This is a genomic window from Rhodothermales bacterium, assembly GCA_041391505.1.
In the GTDB taxonomy this organism is placed as follows: domain Bacteria; phylum Bacteroidota; class Rhodothermia; order Rhodothermales; family JAHQVL01; genus JAWKNW01.
The window spans coordinates 352,510-369,506 of record JAWKNW010000003.1; the positions used below are offsets into that span (position 1 = coordinate 352,510).

Sequence of the window (16,997 nt, forward strand, 5' to 3'; positions counted from 1 at the left end):
TTAAGCGTGTGCGTCAAAAATCACCTGATTGTCACAGGACTCCACGATTCTGTGTCAATTCTTTGACGTGTTTTGACGTACAGACCGGTGCGCCTGCACACGGCATGCCGAAAAAAACATGCGCCAGAGCTTGTCATCCATCCGCGCCGTCGCCGGCAGATTTCCGCGCGCGCAAGGTCGTTCATAGGGGGTGCCGTACCGCATCGGGGGTCTTCGCCCCGAGTTGTCAACATCATTTTACATCTTGATTCGATGCCGGCATGTATCTTTAGGCACCTCAATCCCCATCGCAATCACCTCATCAAGACCGATCACGAGCGGCCGGCGCCGGCGTTGCAACCCGCCTGCGAACGCGCCGCTGCAACCGTAGTCATCAGCGGCGCGTACATCCACGACCGCCCAACCGGTCCGACGCTCCATCGCCTACCCGCATGGTGGACGTCAGGAAAACGCGCTCGCTGTGCCGTTTGACCCATTCGTCATGATGATGCTGACACCTGGATCGCAGACCGTTCGAGGCTTCTATCACCTGGTATGCGCCGCCGGACTGGGGCTCGTGCTGGCCTCCGGATGCGCCAACGAACGCGTGGTTCGTGGCGTACAGAACCTCCATCAAACCCCGTACGACGCCTACGTCGATGCGCTCCGCACGGCGCATCTCGACGGCACCGCCCTCGGGCGCACGTGGATCGACGCCGGCTCCGAAGCCGTTTCCGCCCCGCTTGCCATCGAATCGCCGTACCAGGAAGTAGGCTTTCTCGACCCCCGCGAAGTCACCGCCCGCGCCTACCAGATCCACCTGTACCAGGGCCAGCGCCTCGACGTACAGATCGCCCTGCAGGCCAGCGACTCCGCCATCGTATTCGTCGATCTGTTCGAAGTGCCGGAAGATTCTTCCGCCGGCCTGCGGCACGTCGCCATCGCCGACAGCACCAACCGGCTGATCGTCGAGGCCCGGGAAGATCTGTCCTACGTCCTCCGCCTGCAGCCCGAGCTGCTTCGGGGCGGGCGATACACGGTGGATATCACCGTCGACGCCTCGCTCGGTTTTCCGGTTGCCGGCCGAGGCCGGTCGGCCGTGCAGAGCCTGTTCGGCGCCGACCGCGACGGGGGCCGGCGTTCGCATGAGGGGGTGGATATCTTCGCCCCGCGCGGCACCCCGGTGGTCGCGATCTCTCCGGGCTATGTGGCGCGGATCGACGAGACGACCATCGGAGGGAAGGTCATCTGGGTGCGGGATGCGATGCGCAACCAGGCCTATTATTATGCCCACCTGGACCGGCAGCTAGTCGAGCCCAACACGCGGGTCGAAGCCGGCGATACGCTCGGAACGGTCGGCAACACGGGCAATGCGATCAGCACGCCGTCGCATCTGCATTTCGGCATCTACACCACCCGCCGCGCGGTCGACCCCCTGCCGTATATCAACCCGATGCAGAACGCTCCCCTGACGCTCGCGGCGGACACGTCGCGCCTGGGTGAGTGGGCGCGCGTCACGGCGAGCCTCGCGTTCCTCCGCGCCGCGCCCCAGCCACGCGCCGACAAGCGCTACGAGCTGCCGCGCAACACGGCGCTGCGCCTCCTGGCCGGCAGCGGCGACTGGTACCGCGTGGCGCTGCCCGACGGCGAAGAAGGCTTCATCCTCGCCCACCAGATCGAAACGGCCAGCGAACCAATCCGCAGCCTCGAGATCGCCGAGGGCCTCCCCATCCGGCGCGCGGCGACTTCCACCTCGTATCCCATCGACAGCGTGCGCGTCGCCAGTCAGCTCCCGGTCTTCGGGGAGTTCGGCGGCTACCTCGGCGTGACCGCGCCGAGCGGGCGCACAGGATGGATCGAATTCACCGAGTAGGCGCGCGAAACCGCCCGTCGCAACCTCGGAGGCCCGTCGCCCGTACGCAGGCTCAACGCGTCCGGCTCCAACTACACGACATCCACCGGACGCCGCCGCAGGTGGCTCATCATCCAACCTCGACTTCCATGCGTTTCTCTCTCGCTGCGGGCGCGCTCTTCGTGAGCGTCGCCCTTTCGGCCTGTTCCCCCTCCGACGAGGCGCCGGCGCCATCGACCTACCAGGTGCCGGTCAGTTACCATAAGCTCGACAACGGGCTCCGCGTCGTGCTCTCCCAGGATAAGACGGCGCCGACCGTAGTCGTGGCCGTCTACTACAACATCGGCTTCCGCAACGAGCCGCGCGACCGCACCGGCTTCGCCCATCTCTTCGAACACATGATGTTCCAGGGCTCGGAAAACCTGGGCAAGATGGAGTTCGTGTCCCTCGTGCAGAACAACGGCGGCGTGCTCAACGGATCGACGCGGTTCGACTTCACGAATTACTTCCAGATCGTGCCGGCGCACAAGCTGGAGACCATCCTCTGGGCCGAGGCGGACCGCATGAAGGGCCTCGCCGTCACCCAGGAGAACCTCGTCAACCAGCAGGACGTGGTGAAGAACGAGGTCCGCGTCAATGTGATCAACCAGCCCTACGGCGGTTTCCCGTGGCTGGACATGCCGCAGTACGCCAACGAAAACTGGCACAACGCCCACAACTTCTACAGCGAGATGGGCGACCTCGAGGCCGCGACGCTGGAAGACGTGCAGGCGTTTTTCCACACCTTCTACGCCCCCAACAACGCGGCCCTCGTGATCGTGGGCGACTTCGAGGAGGCGCACGCGATGGAGCTGGTCCGCACCTACTTCGCCGACATCGAGCCCTCCGACCTGCCGGCCATGCCGGACCTCACCGAGCCCCGGCAGACCGCGGAGAAGCGGGCCAGCAAAACCGACAAGCTGGCCCAGCGGCCGGCGCTGGCCTTCGCCTACCACATGCCCGAGCGCAACACGCCTGAATATTACGCCATGGGCCTGATCGACCAGATCCTGCTCCAGGGCAACGACAGCCGGATCCGCCAGGAACTCGTCAAGAACCGGGGCCTGACGGGCAGCGTCGACGGCGGCATCAACCTGATCGGCAACATGTTCAACTACAACGGGCCGATGCTCTGGGTGGGCTCGCTCTTCCACGACTCGAACGTACCGGGCGACTCGATCATCGCCGCACTCGACGCGGTGATCGCGGACCTTACGGCGAAGGAAGTGGACCAGGAAACCCTGGACCGCGCCGTCGTCAAGATGCGCTCGAACCTCTACGACGCCGCCGGCGACTTCTTCGGCTTCGGCCGGGCCGACCTGCTGGCCTCGTTCGCGTTGTTCGACGACGACCCGTCGCGCATCAACGACCTCGAGGCGGAGTTCCGGAAGGTTACCCCCGAACTCCTGCTCAAAACGGCGCGCGAATACCTGAGTCCGACGAACCGCACGGTCCTCTCCGTCGAGCCGGCGTTCGAATCGCCCCAGAAACCTACGGGCTGAGCCGGGTGCGGCGCCCTGGCGCGCCACCCGTGTCCTTCCCAGTTAGCGAACCCCATTTCCAGAACGATCATGCTCCGCCTTTCCACGCTCGGGCTCCTGGCCCTCGGCCTCGTCGCCACGCCCGCACTCGCCCAGAAGCAGACTCCGCCTCCGGGCGACCCGCCGCGCGACTTCGTCCTACCGGCGAAATCCGAACTCACCCTGAGCAACGGCCTCGTCGTGACGCTCATCCCCTACGGCACGCTGCCCAAAGCCACCGTGCAGCTGATCATCGACGCCGGCAACGCCGATGAGGGCGCAAACGAGATCTGGCTGGCCGATCTCCTCGGCGATCTGATGGAAGAAGGCACGAACAGCCGCTCCGCCGAAGACATCGCCGCGGAAGCCGCGCGGATGGGCGGCGAGATCAACATTGGCGTCGGGCTGGACCAGACGTCGATCGCGGGCGACGTGCTGAGCGAGTTCGCGCCGGACATCCTTGCGCTCATCGCCGACATCGCACAGAACCCGAGCCTGCCGGGCAGCGAGATCGATCGCCTCAAACGCGATCGCGTGCGCGAACTCAGCATCCAGAAAACCCAGCCGCAGGCGATCGCCCTGGCCGAGTTTCGCAAGGTGATGTACGGCGAACATCCCTATGGCCGCATCTTCCCGACGGAAGCGATGGTCGAGGGCTACACCATCGAGCAAGTCCGCGCCTTCTACAACACCCATTTCAACGCCTCGCGCGCGCGGCTCTATATCGCCGGCGTGTTCGACGAGCAGGCGGTCCGCTCGGCGGTCGAAGCCGCGTTCGGCAAGTGGAAGGGCGGCATGGAGTCCTCGCGTGAGCTGCCGACGCCGAGGTCGCAGCGCGAGGTCTACATCGTCGACATCCCTGGCGCCGCCCAATCGAATGTCTACATCGGCCTGCCCACCATCGACCCGTCGAATCCGGATTATATCCCGCTGCTGGTCACCAATTCGCTGCTGGGCGGCTCCTTCGGCTCGCGCATCACGCGCAACATCCGTGAGGAAAAGGGCTACACGTACTCCCCGTTCAGCTCGGTATCCGTCCGCTACCGCGATGGCTACTGGGTGCAGACGGCGGCGGTCACGACCGATGTGACGGGGCCGGCGATCAAGGAGATTTTTTACGAGATCAACCGCCTCCAGCAAGAGCCGCCGAGCGCCGAGGAGCTGGATGGCATCAAGAACTACATGGCCGGCACGTTCGTCCTGCAGAACTCATCGCGGCAGGGCATCATCGGCCAGATCAACTTCCTGAACCTCCACGGCCTGCCGGACACCTACCTGTCCACCTTCGTCGAGCGCATCCACGCCGTCACCCCGGACGACGTGCAACGCATCACGCAGACCTACCTGCGGGACGAGGACATGCTCATCGTCATCTCGGGCGATCGCAAGGCCATCCAGAGCCAGGTCGCCGGCTTCGGCCCCATCGCGAGCGACTGAGGGGGTGAGGGTTTGAGGTTCAAGGTTTGAGGTTCAAGGTTTGAGGTTCAAGGTTTGAGGGATTTGACGGGGGACCTGGCGGGGGGATAGGGCCTATGCCCAACCTTGAACCTTGAACCTCCCCCCTTAAACCCCCTTTCCATAGACGGCATTCGGGTCGAACTGGGGTTCGCTGGTTACGACGAGATCGTCACCTTCCAGGCTGCGGTAGAAGCAGGAGACGCGCCCCGTATGACAGGCCGCCGCGCCCTGCTGTTCGACCTTGAAGAGGAGCGCGTCGCCGTCGCAATCGATCGACGCCTGGCGCACGATCTGGGTGTTGCCGCTGCTTTCGCCTTTCACCCACACCTTCTGGCGCGACCGGCTCCAGTACGTCATCACGCCCGTTTCGATCGTCTGGCGGAGTGTCGCCTCGTTCATGTAGGCCAGCATGAGGACCTCTCCCGTGGCATGATCCTGCGCCACTGCGATCACGAGTCCGTCGGCATTAAATTTGACCTGTTCGAGGAGAGCATCGGCGCGCATGGTGTCGGTGAGGTTTGTTTCGGATGATGAGGGGCACGCATGGCCCAGCATGGGTACGATGAACCGTTCTGAAAGCGCACTCCGCGCTTTGGTTTCCGTCGACGACAGATCCCCGGGATATGGAATCATTTTCTCACGGCTGGAAAATTCGCCGGCTCGCCGGCCTCGCGCTGATCGTGGCGATGGGGTTCGTCGGCCAGGCCGCCGCCGGGGCGTCGCCCGCCGGCGACGGCGAGGCGGTGCTGGAGGCGCTCCGCAAGTTACCGCCCCTGGCGATGGACGAGGTGATGTGGCTGGCCCGCTGCATCCTGTCGGAATCGGATCGCGCGGACGAGCAGGAGCTGGTCGCGTGGGTGGTCCGCAACCGCGTGGAAACGCGCTATCGGGGCGATTCGTACCGCGAGGTCGTCCTCGAACCCCTTCAATTCAGCGCGTTCAACACCCCGAGCCCGCGGCGGACCTACCTGCTCGGTCTGAACCAGCACAGCAAGGTCGATAGCTGGCTCGGCGCGCTGCAGGTGGCGATGAAGGTCTACGACGCGCCGGATCTGAACCGGCCGCTTTCCCGGGAGACGCGGCATTTCTACAGTCCGGTTTCGATGAAAGGCGGCAAGACGCCGCCGTGGGCGGTGAACGCCACGCCGCTCGACCTCGCCGATCGTTCGATCGATCCGAAGCGATTCCTCTTTTTCGAGCAGATCGACGAAAGCCAGGACCCCTTCCTCGCCAGCCAGGCCCCCACCGAACGGATCCGGTCGTTCCAGGAAGAAACGCGTCAGACGCTGCAGGCGGCGCGGCCGCGGACGTCGACCCGGAGCACGCGGCTTCAGCCGAGCGGACGCGTCCTGAGGCCGGCGCGACCCAGCGTCGGCGGCACCCGCAAGGTGGGCTGGAAGTAGACGGGACCCCAACGCGAGGATGGCGGGTTACTACCGAAACCCAAGCCGCCGCCATCCGCCATGCTCCAGCGCATCGCCCAGCTCCCCCGTCTCGCGCTCATCGCGCTCGTGCGGGGCTATCAGCTGTTTATCTCCCCGCTTTTTCCCCCGGTGTGCCGGTACCAGCCGACCTGCTCGCAGTATTCGATCCTCGCCCTCCGCAAATACGGCGTCTTCAAGGGGCTGATCCTGACGGCCTATCGGCTCGGCCGCTGCCATCCCTGGGGGGGCGAAGGCTACGACCCGCCCCGCTGGTTCGGGGAGGTCGACATCGAAGACGACCACGCCCACACGCACCCGGCCGCGCCGGTCGATTCACATCCCGCGGCCGTGGATTAAGGGTTCTTCATCTCTTCAAAAAATATTTTTTTGCCCTTTTCAGGCAGAAACAAAGCAATCGACCCTCTGTAATCAGCCCTATCAGACGCCGCATGAGGCGATTCCTATGGGCTGCCAGGCTGGTCCGATCCCATCTCATCTCTCCGTTTCCCGGCATGTGCTTTATGTGCTGGGCGTGCTCGCATTGATTCTTGCCAGCACCGGACAGCCGGCCCTCGCCGTCCCCGCCATGCCCGGGCCGCACCCCGTAGTGGCCCAGCCTTCCGCGCATGACGCCCAGGGGTTCATCCCGTCCGAGGTCATGCCGACGCTCCTGCTGATGGGTTCCATGGATCGAGAGGTCGCCCGCGTCATCGCGCTCTCGATCTGGGGCGCCAGCGGCGGGGACACCCGGGATGTACGGCCGGCGTCTGAAAACAACAAGGCCGGGACGGGGCTGTTGACGCCGAGTCACCGGCATCTCAGGCTGCATATCCTTCGGATTTAGCGAGGCGATCCCGGCTTCTAGCCGGGCACGACGCGCGTCATAACGCGTCCTATCCCTTCCCTTCCTCGCTAACGCGTCGGTCGACATCGCGCGAACGACGCTACGACCATGGCCTACTCCATATCCCGTTTCGAAACCCCGCAAACCGTTCCCGACGAGGAGCGCTTCCACTATCTCGTCAACCCGACGCCCCGCACGGCCAGAGCGCGTCAAAAACGACAGGCGCCGCAGGCCGCGCCCACGCCGCCGCCCTCGTCGGGCTGGGTGATGCCTCTGCTGGTGGCCCTTTTCCTCCTGGGGGTCTCCCTGATCGCGTTTGTGCTCTACGCGTCGCTCCACAATCCGGCGACCTTCACGGGCCCCTGATCGGTAGGAACGAGGGACCGATGAGATACTCGGTTCGTTGCGCTATCTTGAGAGGCCGGCGCCCGGTTGCGCCGGCCTCTTTTTTTGCCGGATCACGCCCGGACCGAAACCAGACCTGTCCTCATGAGCCACGACGAACACCAGCAACTCGCGCGCGACACACCGGTCCGTGTCGCCGTCATCACCGTCAGCGACACGCGAACCGAGGAGACTGATACCAGCGGCGCGCTGATGAAGACGCTCATCGTCAACGCCGGCCATACGGTGGTCGACTACCGGATCGTTCCGGACGAGCCGGCCCGCATCGGCCCCCTGCTCGACACCCTGGGCAAGGAGGCGGACGTGATCCTGCTGAACGGCGGAACCGGCATCAGCCGGCGAGACACCACGTTCGAGGCCGTCTCCGGGCGCCTGGACAAGGTCCTGCCCGGCTTTGGCGAACTCTTCAGGATGCTTTCCTACGAGCAGATCGGGTCCGGCGCGATGCTGTCGCGCGCCACGGCCGGCGTCATGGGGCGCACGCTCGTCTTCTCGACGCCCGGATCGACCAACGCCGTGCGGCTGGCAATGGAAAAGCTCATCGTGCCGGAGCTGGCGCACCTGGTGTGGGAGACGGTGAGGCAAGGGTGACAGGGGCTGTGGTTCAACGTCGGAGGGTCAAGGTTCAAGGTATTTGGGTATCCCGTGCGTTGAACTGCATACGTTGAGCCTTGCACCTCATAACCTGGAGCCTCCTGGTTCGAACCGTGCCCGTCGGCACTTTGGGATCAAGCGTGTGTATAAGCCCGCACGCCGGCGAAAACCGGCAACGCATCTTCATTTGCCGTCGTATTTGGTAGTCCGCCCATGCCGTCGCATCCGCCCTTTCAGTTGTTCAATACGCTGACCGGTGAAGTCCATGAAATCACCCCGCTCGAACCCGATCACCTGCGGATGTATAGCTGCGGTCCGACCGTCTATTCCTATGCCCACATCGGTAATTTCCGGACGTTTTTGACCTCCGACCTCATCACCCGCGTCGCGAAGGCCATCGGGTGGAAGACGACGTATGTGAGCAACATCACGGACGTCGGTCACCTGACGGAGGACGACTTCGCGGATGCCGGCGGCGAGGACAAGATGGCGAAGGCGCTGCGCTCAAAGGAAGGCGAGCGGTTCGTCAACATCTGGGACCTGGCCCGGTATTACACCGACGCCCTGCTCGACGACTGGAACACCCTCAACCTGCGGCATCCCGACGTTCGCCCCCGCGCTACCGAACACGTCACCCAGCAGATCGAAGCGATCGAAACCCTGATCGCCCGCGGGCACGCGTACGAAACCGACAGCGGCGTCTATTTCAGCGTGAGCAGCTTTCCGGACTACGGCAAGCTCTCGGGGAATAACACGGCCGAACAGCTCGAGAATGCGGTACGCGACGTGGTGGTGGACAGCAGCAAGCGCGACCCGCGCGACTTCGCGCTGTGGAAGAAGGACGACAAACACCTGATGCAGTGGTACAGTCCATTCGGCCGCGGCTTTCCGGGCTGGCACATCGAGTGCTCGGTGATGTCGATGCAGTACCTCGGGCCGCACCTCGATCTCCACGCCGGCGGCGAGGACCTCATCTTCCCGCACCACGAATGCGAGATCGCACAGTCGGAAGGCCTCACCGGCGAGCCGTTCGCCACGGTGTGGGCGCACACGCGTTTCCTCCAGGTGGAAGGCGAGAAGATGTCCAAGAGCAAGGGCAACTTCTTCACCGTGCGCGACCTCACTCGCCCCGTCTCCGAAGGCGGCAAGGGCATCGAACCGCTGGCCCTGCGGCTCGCGCTGATCTCCGGGCAGTACCGCAAGCCGTTCAACTTCACGTTCAAAAACGTCAACGACTGCGTCCGTATCGTGGGCCGCTACCGCGACGCGCTCGCCATCGCCGACGCCGGCATCGCCGCGGGCGAGCCGGGCGAAGACCACGTGGGAAGCCGGCTGGACGCGATCTTCGAACGTACGCTGAACGCGCTCCTCGACGACCTGAACACGCCGGAAGCCCTCGCCGCCGCCCTCGAAGGCGCGAAGCTGATCAACGGGATGAAGACGCTCAACGGCGCGTCGGCCCGGAGCGCACGCGCCTGGCTCGAGCGCATCAACGATTTGCTGGGCATCATCTGGCACGACGAGCCGCTCGTCGCGGCAGCGACCGAGCCGGCTGTGGATCCCCTCGCCGAGCAGGTCGAAAACCTCCTCAAGGAGCGCACCGTCGCCCGCCGCACCCGCGACTTCGCCCGCGCCGACGCCATCCGCGCCGAACTGGATGCCCTGGGCATCGACGTAATGGACTCGCCGGAAGGATCGACGTGGCGGCGGAAACCGCCTGTCATTGGCGAGTAGCGATCGATAAATCATGAAACTCCCCCCTCTGGATCTCCCCCATCGTCCGCGGCGGATGCGCCGTACGGAGAACCTGCACCGGCTCAACCGGGAGACGCGGCTGGCGGTCGACAACCTCATCGCGCCGCTTTTTGTCGTGGAAGGCGAGCAGGTGCGCCAGCCGATCGATGCGATGCCGGGGCAGTACCGTTTTTCGATCGACACCCTCGTCGAGGAAGCGCGGGTGATTCACGAACTCGGCATCCCGGGCGTGGCGCTGTTTCCGGCGATCGCCGAATCGTTGAAGGACCCGAAAGGGAGCGAGGGCCTCAACCCGTACGGCCTCTTCCCCCGCGCCATCCGGGCAATCAAGGAGGCCTTGCCGGATTTGCTCGTCATATCGGATGTGGCGCTCGATCCGTATTCGTCGGATGGGCACGACGGGGTAGTGCACGGGGGCGCGATCGACAACGATCCATCCGTCGAGATCCTGGCCCGGATGGCCGTGGTGCAGGCGGAGGCCGGCGCCGACATCATCGCGCCGTCCGACATGATGGACGGACGCGTCGGCGCCCTGCGCGATGCGCTCGATGCCGCCGGCTACACGGACCGCGCCATCCTCGCCTACACCGCCAAGTACGCGTCGGCTTTTTACGGCCCGTTCCGGGAAGCGCTCGACTCCGCCCCGCGCACGCGCGACGGGATCCCCGGTGACAAAAAAACCTACCAGATGGACCCCGCCAACGCCCGCGAGGCGCTGCGGGAAGCCGCGCTGGACCTCGACGAAGGCGCCGACATGGTGATGGTGAAGCCGGCGGTCAACTACCTCGACGTCATCTACCGCCTCCGCGAAATGTCCGACGTCCCCGTGGCCGCCTACCACGTCAGCGGCGAATACGCGATGATCAAGGCGGCCGTCGCCCGCGGCTGGCTCGACGAGCGCAGCGCCGTCATGGAGACCCTCACCGCCATCCGCCGCGCCGGCGCGGACGTCATCCTGACCTACTTCGCGCGGCAGGCCGCGGGATGGCTGTAGGAGTGCGAATTGCACATCGTATAATGAAAATCGCACATTGACAGCACGTATCCCGGCACGAGCATCCAGAATCGAGCATCCAGTAACCCGAATCCTGCATCCCACACCATGAAACACATCGACTACAGCCACATGGAAGGCGGACTCGTCCGCATGATGGACCGGTTCAAGGAAGAGGGGACGCTCACGGGCGACCGTGACGCGGACGACTACATCCGCCAATCGCCCAACGCCGCGCTTCTCGGGCTGCTGTACGACCAGCGGGTGCGGGCCGAGTATGCCTTCATGGGGCCGCAGCGGCTCCACGAAAAGCTGGGGCATCTCGACATGAAGCAGATCGCCGCTCACGATCCGGACGCCTTCAAGGTGCTATTTGGCGAGCCGCCGGCGGTGCACCGGTTTACCAACAAGATGGCGGACATGACCCAGGCCGTCGCCGCGATTATTGCGGATCAATATGCCGGCAATGCCGCCGGCCTGTGGAACGACGACGCGCCGTTCGACGTGATCCGCAAGCGCGTCCAGGCCCTGCCGGGCTTCGGGGCGCAGAAGTCCGAGAAGATGAAATACGTCCTCCACTACTTCGGCTTCCGGGACCTCAGCGAGTGACGTTCAGATCGACGTCAGGATATCCCCACCCTCTTCCCGGGCCTTGAGCAGGCTGTTGATCCGGTGCGTGAGCCGGCCTGCTTCCGGGGCGTCGATCTTGCGCTCGCGCTTGCCACGCGCCTTGAGCCGGATGGTGCCGTCGATCTGGTAGGTGATCACCATTTCACACACGCCGGCGCGGCGTACCACGTGGCGCGTCTGCCCGATGGGGTCGCGGTAAACCATCAGGAGGTAGTCGTTGTATTTGTTGTGTTCGACGACGAGGAGGTCTTCCGACTCGTACGAGAAGGGCTGCGAGGTCGAGGCGCAGCCGGCGAGCAAAAAGAGTGTCGCCAGCGCGAGCGAAAGGCGATGCATGGACGGGCCCGATCGGGTGATACAAGGAGATCAGTATCTCTCTAGCATCGGAAGCGTTCGCGGACACTTTATCGGTTCGAGGATTATGGGCTGAAGTTCAAGATCGGCCCTGAGTATGGGGTGGGATGTCAGGCGCGAAGGATGAGCAGGGTTCAGACAGGTTCAGCGCGTACACAATACGGCGTAATGCGCATGATAAAACCTGGTCCATGCCGCACCGAACAGACGAGGCCCCAGATCTTCGGTGCATCGCTTGATCAGACGCGTCGTCATGCCCGATGAGCCGTAGGCGAACTGGAAGGTCTCCCTGTCCAGATAGGGCGCGTACGCATGGGACCGTACGATCTGCCAGCCGGCACGCCGAATCAGGGCGTCGCACGTCGATCGATCAAAGAACTGCACGTGCCCGGCGGGGTGGCGCGAACGATCGGAAAAACGCGCCTTGAGCCGCCCCAGCGGCAGGTTCTCCAGCGGCACTTCAACGATGAGGTACGGCGCCGGCACCGCCCGCAAGCCACCCAGAAAGGTCTCGGGTTCTTCGAGGTGTTCTACGACATGGCTCGCGACCATGAGATCATACCCTCCCGGCGTCGCAAAGGGATCGGGAGTGACCATGATATCGGCAACCGTGGCCTGGATTCCGGCCTCGGTCCTCCTCAGTTCGTCAATGGCCTCCTGCGAGAAATCGACCGCGAAATGAGATATCCCCACCCCGACGCGGCGTAGGCGTGCGATCACGGCGCCCGTTCCCGCACCGATTTCGAGGACGGTCTGTGGGCGCAGCCGTTCGGTGCTCAAAAGCGCCTGGATGGCGGCAGCCTTCTGGGGAGCGGTCCGCCGCAGCCACTCGGCCTCACGCTGGAGATCGCCTCGGTAGACGCCGGCATAGTAGTCCCTGCCGGATTGCCCGGAAGAAAGCGGCGAATCGATACGATGCATTCGATGGACTGACTTGAGAAATGACCCGGGGGGAGAAAGATACTACATCGCTGGGTTAGCACGCTGCTAATTCTTTGCACCAGAGCGCTACGTTTTCAACGATCCCGCATCCCCCTCCACGGGTCGCTTCACGGAACCGTGCGGCATCGTTCAGTAATACGATTCGATGTTGTTGCCGAACTGCTTCCCCTTCGCCGACATGGCCACCAGATGCGCCAGCCGTTTTTCGAACTCGCCGCCCGGCCGCGGGCGGGCGTGGTCGACGTAGGCGATGCGGATGCGCTGGTACGCCGGCGAGGTCGACTGGAAAAAGGCCCACGCCGCCGGCTCGGCCCGGAGCGCCTCCAGGATGTCGGGCGGCGCGACAAACGGCTCCTGCGCGAGGCGCTCGGCCTCGGCGGCCAGCGCCGGCATCAGCCGGCCGGCTGCGAGCAGGCGAGCCATCCGCTCGCGGTTCGTCTGTGAGTAGCCGCTGCCCTTCTTGCGCGGGCTGAACCGCTGCGCGTGGCGATCCGCGTCGAGCCCCTTCCGAATGCTGTCGATCCAACCGAAACACAGCGCCTCCTCGACGGCGTCGTTGTAGGAGACGCTGGGGGTGCCGGCGCGTTTGACGTAGGTGACGAGCCAGATCTCGGCAGCCGTCGCGTGATTCGCCTCCAGCCAGGCTCGCCAGTCTGCCCGGGTCGGGGCGAAAAAGGTGTCGGAGATGATCATGCGTACATCGGAATGGGCTGGAGGTCGGGATCGACAAAAGCGGCCCGCGCATCGGGCGAGAACAGGCGCTCGGCCGTGTAGTGCGTGAGCAGGATGCCGGTGTCGAGCAGGCGCGGGGATGCTTCGATAAACGCCGCCGCCGAATCGCACGGCACCGATCGCGCCATGAAGTGCCGGACGGCGAGCACCCATGCGCGGGTCAGCGTCTCATGGTATTTGCCCTCCCCCATGCCGAGATGGGCCAGATAGGCTTGCAGTACCTCGCGAACCCGAGCGACGGCGCGATCCGCCGGCATCTCGCACAGGTACACGTACGCCAGCCGGATATGCGCGGCGTGGTCAAAATCAGCCGGCGCGACGGCGCAGGCTTCGAAGTCGCGGACGAACGCGCGGTCGGCGGAGGATGGACGATGCACAGAGGGGATGTTCAAGGTTCGAGGATCAATGGTTAAGGTAAAGACTGTTCCTTGAACATTGATCCTCAAACCTGGAACAGCGAGCGCGCTGGCGCGCTCGCCTAGTTCTCCCAGAAGACCGGCGAGAGCAGGATGAGCACGGTGAAGATCTCGAGGCGGCCGGCCATCATCAGGAACGAGAGCACCCATTTGCCGAAGGCCGTGATCGAAGCGTAGTTCTCCGCCGGCCCGAAGTCGCCAAAAGCCGGGCCGATGTTGCCGATGCACGACACCGTGGCGGTGAATGCGCTCAGCACATCGAGGCCGGTCATCGCCATGACCAGCGTACCCAGGCCGGACAGGCCGCAGTACAGCACGAGGAACGACAGCACGTTGCGCATCACATCGTCCGCCACCGGCTGGCCGTTGATCCGGACCGTCAGCACCGCGCGCGGATGGATCAGTTGTTTGAGCTCCTTGAAGGAGTTTTTGAACATGAGCACGTGGCGGACGATCTTGATGCCGCCGCCCGTCGAGCCGGCCATGCCGCCGGCGAAAAACAGCAGGAAGATGACCGTCATCGCCAGCGCCGGCCAGAGCTCGTAGTCGGCCGTCCCGAAGCCCGTCGTCGTCACGATGGATGCGGCCTGAAACGCGGCGAGGCGGAGCGACATCCAGAACGATTCGTCGTCCCCCATCAGTGAGACGGTCATGAGCACGGTGGCGCCCAGCAGGATGAGCAGATAGACCCGCAGCTCGGTATCCTTGAAGACCGATTCGAAGCGGCCCTTCAGCAGGCGGTAGTGCAGCGCGAAGTTGAAGCCGGCGAGGATCATGAAGATCGTGATCACCCAGTCGACGTATCCGGACGCATACTGCCCGACCGATCCGTTTTTGGTCGAGAAGCCTCCCGTCGCCATCGTGGCGAAGGCGTGGTTGATGGCGTCGAACAGGCCCATCGCCGGCCAGAGCAGGATCACCTGTACGCCCGTGATGCCCACATAGATCAGCCACAGCCGCTGGGCCGTTTCCCGGACGCGGGGGGTGAGCTTGTCCGCCGTGGGCCCGGGCACCTCGGCCTTGAACATCTGCATCCCGCCGATGCCGAGGATCGGGAGGATGGCCAGCGTGAGCACGATGATCCCCATGCCGCCGATCCAGTGCGAGAGGCTGCGCCAGAACAGGAGGGCATGCGAGAGTTCCTCGATCGCCGGCGTGTGCTCGCCGCCCAGGATCGTCGCCCCCGTCGTCGTGAAGCCGCTCATCGTCTCGAAAAACGCGTCGGTATACGAATCCAGCGTGCCGCTGAGGTAAAACGGCAGCGCGCCGAGGAGCGAGAGCACGAACCAGGAAAAGGCGACGATGGCGAATCCATCCCGTGCGCGAAGTTCGCTCCCCTTACCGCCCCAGCGGTACCACAGCGCGCCCCCGCCGGCCATCGACACGAGGGCCGTGATGCCGAACGCCAGCCAGTCGCCTTCGCGGTAGATGAGATCCACCCCGAGCGGCAGCAGCAGCGCGACCCCGAGGAAAAACAGCAGGGCTCCGAGGGTACCGACGACCGGTTTTACGTTCAGAATCATGGCAACGTACCGTCAAACCCATCACGTCGGATGTGTTTGATGGTGTTTCAGGTTTCAGGTCGCAGGTTTATGGAGGTATGCATTCATATTCGACGTCCGCTCGTCAGATACCTTCCGCACCGATCCACAGCGTTTGGTGGCATGGTGCGGGTTACTTCGAGAAGTAGCGCTCGGCTTCTCCGATGAAGTGGGGCCGGACAAAAATGATGGCGCGATCCCCCGGCTCAATCTGCGTCTTCCCCATCGCCACCTCCACTTCGCCGCTGGTCCGCATGATGGCGCCGATGAGCATATCTCCAGGGATCGACAGGTCGGCCAGCGGCTTGCGCGTGATGGGCGAGCGGTAGTGCGCTTCGACCTCGAGGATCTCCAGGTCGAGGCCGTGCACCGTCGCCACGCTCAGCACGTGTTTGCCGCGGAGAAACCGCATGATCTCACGCGATATCGCCAGTTTCTTGTTGACGGCGGCGTCGAGCCCGATCACCTGGCTGATGGGAACGTACGCGCTCTTCGAGAGCAGGGCCACCGTTTTCGACACGCCGAGGTGCTTGGCCATGAGGCAGGACACGAGGTTGGATTCCTCGTCGTCCGTGACGGCCACGAAGGCGTCCATCTCCGAGAGCCCTTCCATCGCCAGCAGATCGATGTCAGTCGCGTCGCCGTGGATCACCATCACGTCGGGCAGCTGGCGGGCGAGCTGTTCGGCTTTTTCCCGGTCGGGCTCGACGAGCTTGACGCGTTTGTGTTTTTCGCCGCTCAGCTGCGCGGCGACGCGCGCGCCGATCTTCGTGCCGCCCAGGATCATTGTCTTGTCGATGCGCGACTCGCTCTTGCCCAGCAGGCGGGCCACGTGCGGCATGTGTTTGGGCTGCGCGAGCGCAAAGATCTGATCGTTTTTCTGGAGACGTTCGTTGCCCCGGGGGATGAGGGTCCGGATGCCGCGGGCGATGCCCATGATGCGGAACGGCAGTTCGGGCAGGTCGTGGGCGAGATCGAGGAGCGATTTGCCGATCGCCGGCGAGCCGGCGTCGAGCCGCATGCCCACGAGGTGCAGCCGGCCCTCGGCGAACGTCAGCACGTCGGTGGCGCTCGACCGCCGGATGAGGCGGATCACTTCCGCCGCCGCGCTCTCTTCCGGATGGATGATGATGTCGATCCCGAAGTCGGAAGCCTGGATCACCGACCCCGATTCGGCCAGCACGTCGCTGCGGACGCGGGCCACCGTAGTTTCGACCCCGAGCCGGCGCGCCATCATGCAGGCGATGATATTCACTTCGTCCACCGTGGTGACGGCGATCAGGATGTCGGCCCGCTGGGCCCCGCACTGGGTGAGCACCTCGGGCGACGTGCCGCCCCCTTGCACGGTCATCACATCGAGCCGGTCGCGTACCGCTTCGAGCGCCTCGGCGTCGAAATCGACTACCGTGACGTCGTGCTGCTCCATGGCAAGAAGTCTCGCCACATCGAACCCGACTTCGCCTGCCCCGATGACTATCGCTCTCATGAGCCGCGTTTACCCGTGTTGATTTCCGTGTT

18 protein-coding genes are annotated in these 16,997 nt (G+C 64.4%); 11 read left to right on the top strand and 7 right to left on the bottom strand.

The window, feature by feature from the left end; all coding sequences use genetic code 11:
- The first annotated feature begins 481 nt into the window (after window positions 1-481).
- From R2834_05115 to R2834_05125, 3 genes are all read left to right on the top strand, one after another.
- Entirely contained in the window at window positions 482-1,852 is a 1,371-nt protein-coding gene (locus tag R2834_05115; protein ID MEZ4699687.1) for a M23 family metallopeptidase, read from the top strand.
- 128 nt (window positions 1,853-1,980) lie between these two features.
- Complete coding sequence (locus tag R2834_05120) at window positions 1,981-3,372, top strand: pitrilysin family protein (GenBank protein MEZ4699688.1); 1,392 nt, start codon at window positions 1,981-1,983, stop codon at window positions 3,370-3,372.
- A gap of 69 nt (window positions 3,373-3,441) precedes the next feature.
- Window positions 3,442-4,827 carry a pitrilysin family protein gene (locus R2834_05125; GenBank protein MEZ4699689.1) on the top strand — a complete coding sequence of 462 codons (1,386 nt, stop codon included), beginning with the start codon at window positions 3,442-3,444 and terminating at the stop codon, window positions 4,825-4,827.
- Between the two features lie 126 nt (window positions 4,828-4,953).
- On the opposite strand, the gene hisI is transcribed toward R2834_05125, so the two are convergent.
- Entirely contained in the window at window positions 4,954-5,352 is a 399-nt protein-coding gene (gene hisI / locus R2834_05130; protein ID MEZ4699690.1) for a phosphoribosyl-AMP cyclohydrolase, read from the bottom strand.
- A 119-nt stretch (window positions 5,353-5,471) separates the two neighbouring features.
- Between hisI and R2834_05135 the strand changes: the two genes are divergently transcribed.
- From R2834_05135 to R2834_05170, 8 genes are all read left to right on the top strand, one after another.
- Complete coding sequence (locus R2834_05135) at window positions 5,472-6,251, top strand: cell wall hydrolase (protein ID MEZ4699691.1); 780 nt, start codon at window positions 5,472-5,474, stop codon at window positions 6,249-6,251.
- A 60-nt stretch (window positions 6,252-6,311) separates the two neighbouring features.
- On the top strand, window positions 6,312-6,629 hold the full coding sequence (gene yidD, locus R2834_05140) for a membrane protein insertion efficiency factor YidD (protein ID MEZ4699692.1): 318 nt from the start codon (window positions 6,312-6,314) through the stop codon (window positions 6,627-6,629).
- Between the two features lie 106 nt (window positions 6,630-6,735).
- The gene (locus R2834_05145) at window positions 6,736-7,116 is read left to right on the top strand and encodes a hypothetical protein (protein MEZ4699693.1); all 381 of its coding nucleotides are present in this window, start codon (window positions 6,736-6,738) and stop codon (window positions 7,114-7,116) included.
- A gap of 108 nt (window positions 7,117-7,224) precedes the next feature.
- Window positions 7,225-7,482 carry a hypothetical protein gene (locus tag R2834_05150; GenBank protein ID MEZ4699694.1) on the top strand — a complete coding sequence of 86 codons (258 nt, stop codon included), beginning with the start codon at window positions 7,225-7,227 and terminating at the stop codon, window positions 7,480-7,482.
- Between the two features lie 123 nt (window positions 7,483-7,605).
- Window positions 7,606-8,112: a MogA/MoaB family molybdenum cofactor biosynthesis protein gene (locus tag R2834_05155; GenBank protein MEZ4699695.1), complete on the top strand. Its 507-nt coding sequence runs from the start codon at window positions 7,606-7,608 to the stop codon at window positions 8,110-8,112.
- A gap of 216 nt (window positions 8,113-8,328) precedes the next feature.
- A complete protein-coding gene (gene cysS, locus R2834_05160; GenBank protein MEZ4699696.1) occupies window positions 8,329-9,849 on the top strand; it encodes a cysteine--tRNA ligase in 1,521 nt (506 codons plus the stop codon).
- Window positions 9,850-9,862: 13 nt separating this feature from the next.
- Entirely contained in the window at window positions 9,863-10,864 is a 1,002-nt protein-coding gene (gene hemB, locus R2834_05165) for a porphobilinogen synthase (protein ID MEZ4699697.1), read from the top strand.
- A 108-nt stretch (window positions 10,865-10,972) separates the two neighbouring features.
- Window positions 10,973-11,473 (top strand): hypothetical protein, encoded by a 501-nt coding sequence (locus R2834_05170; protein MEZ4699698.1) that lies wholly within the window; start codon window positions 10,973-10,975, stop codon window positions 11,471-11,473.
- A 3-nt stretch (window positions 11,474-11,476) separates the two neighbouring features.
- Here the strand turns inward: R2834_05170 and R2834_05175 are convergent, their stop codons facing one another.
- The 6 genes from R2834_05175 to trkA form a co-directional block, all read right to left on the bottom strand.
- Complete coding sequence (locus tag R2834_05175; protein ID MEZ4699699.1) at window positions 11,477-11,830, bottom strand: hypothetical protein; 354 nt, start codon at window positions 11,828-11,830, stop codon at window positions 11,477-11,479.
- Window positions 11,831-11,992: 162 nt separating this feature from the next.
- The gene (locus tag R2834_05180) at window positions 11,993-12,769 is read right to left on the bottom strand and encodes a class I SAM-dependent methyltransferase (protein MEZ4699700.1); all 777 of its coding nucleotides are present in this window, start codon (window positions 12,767-12,769) and stop codon (window positions 11,993-11,995) included.
- A gap of 150 nt (window positions 12,770-12,919) precedes the next feature.
- Window positions 12,920-13,483 (bottom strand): YdeI/OmpD-associated family protein, encoded by a 564-nt coding sequence (locus R2834_05185; protein ID MEZ4699701.1) that lies wholly within the window; start codon window positions 13,481-13,483, stop codon window positions 12,920-12,922.
- Window positions 13,480-13,914, bottom strand: coding sequence for a hypothetical protein (locus R2834_05190; GenBank protein ID MEZ4699702.1), 435 nt, complete (start codon window positions 13,912-13,914; stop codon window positions 13,480-13,482). The genes R2834_05185 and R2834_05190 overlap by 4 nt, the downstream gene beginning before the upstream one ends.
- An 86-nt stretch (window positions 13,915-14,000) precedes the next feature.
- A complete protein-coding gene (locus R2834_05195; GenBank protein ID MEZ4699703.1) occupies window positions 14,001-15,461 on the bottom strand; it encodes a potassium transporter TrkG in 1,461 nt (486 codons plus the stop codon).
- Between the two features lie 151 nt (window positions 15,462-15,612).
- Window positions 15,613-16,965, bottom strand: coding sequence for a Trk system potassium transporter TrkA (trkA, locus tag R2834_05200; GenBank protein ID MEZ4699704.1), 1,353 nt, complete (start codon window positions 16,963-16,965; stop codon window positions 15,613-15,615).
- Between the last annotated feature and the right edge of the window lie 32 nt (window positions 16,966-16,997).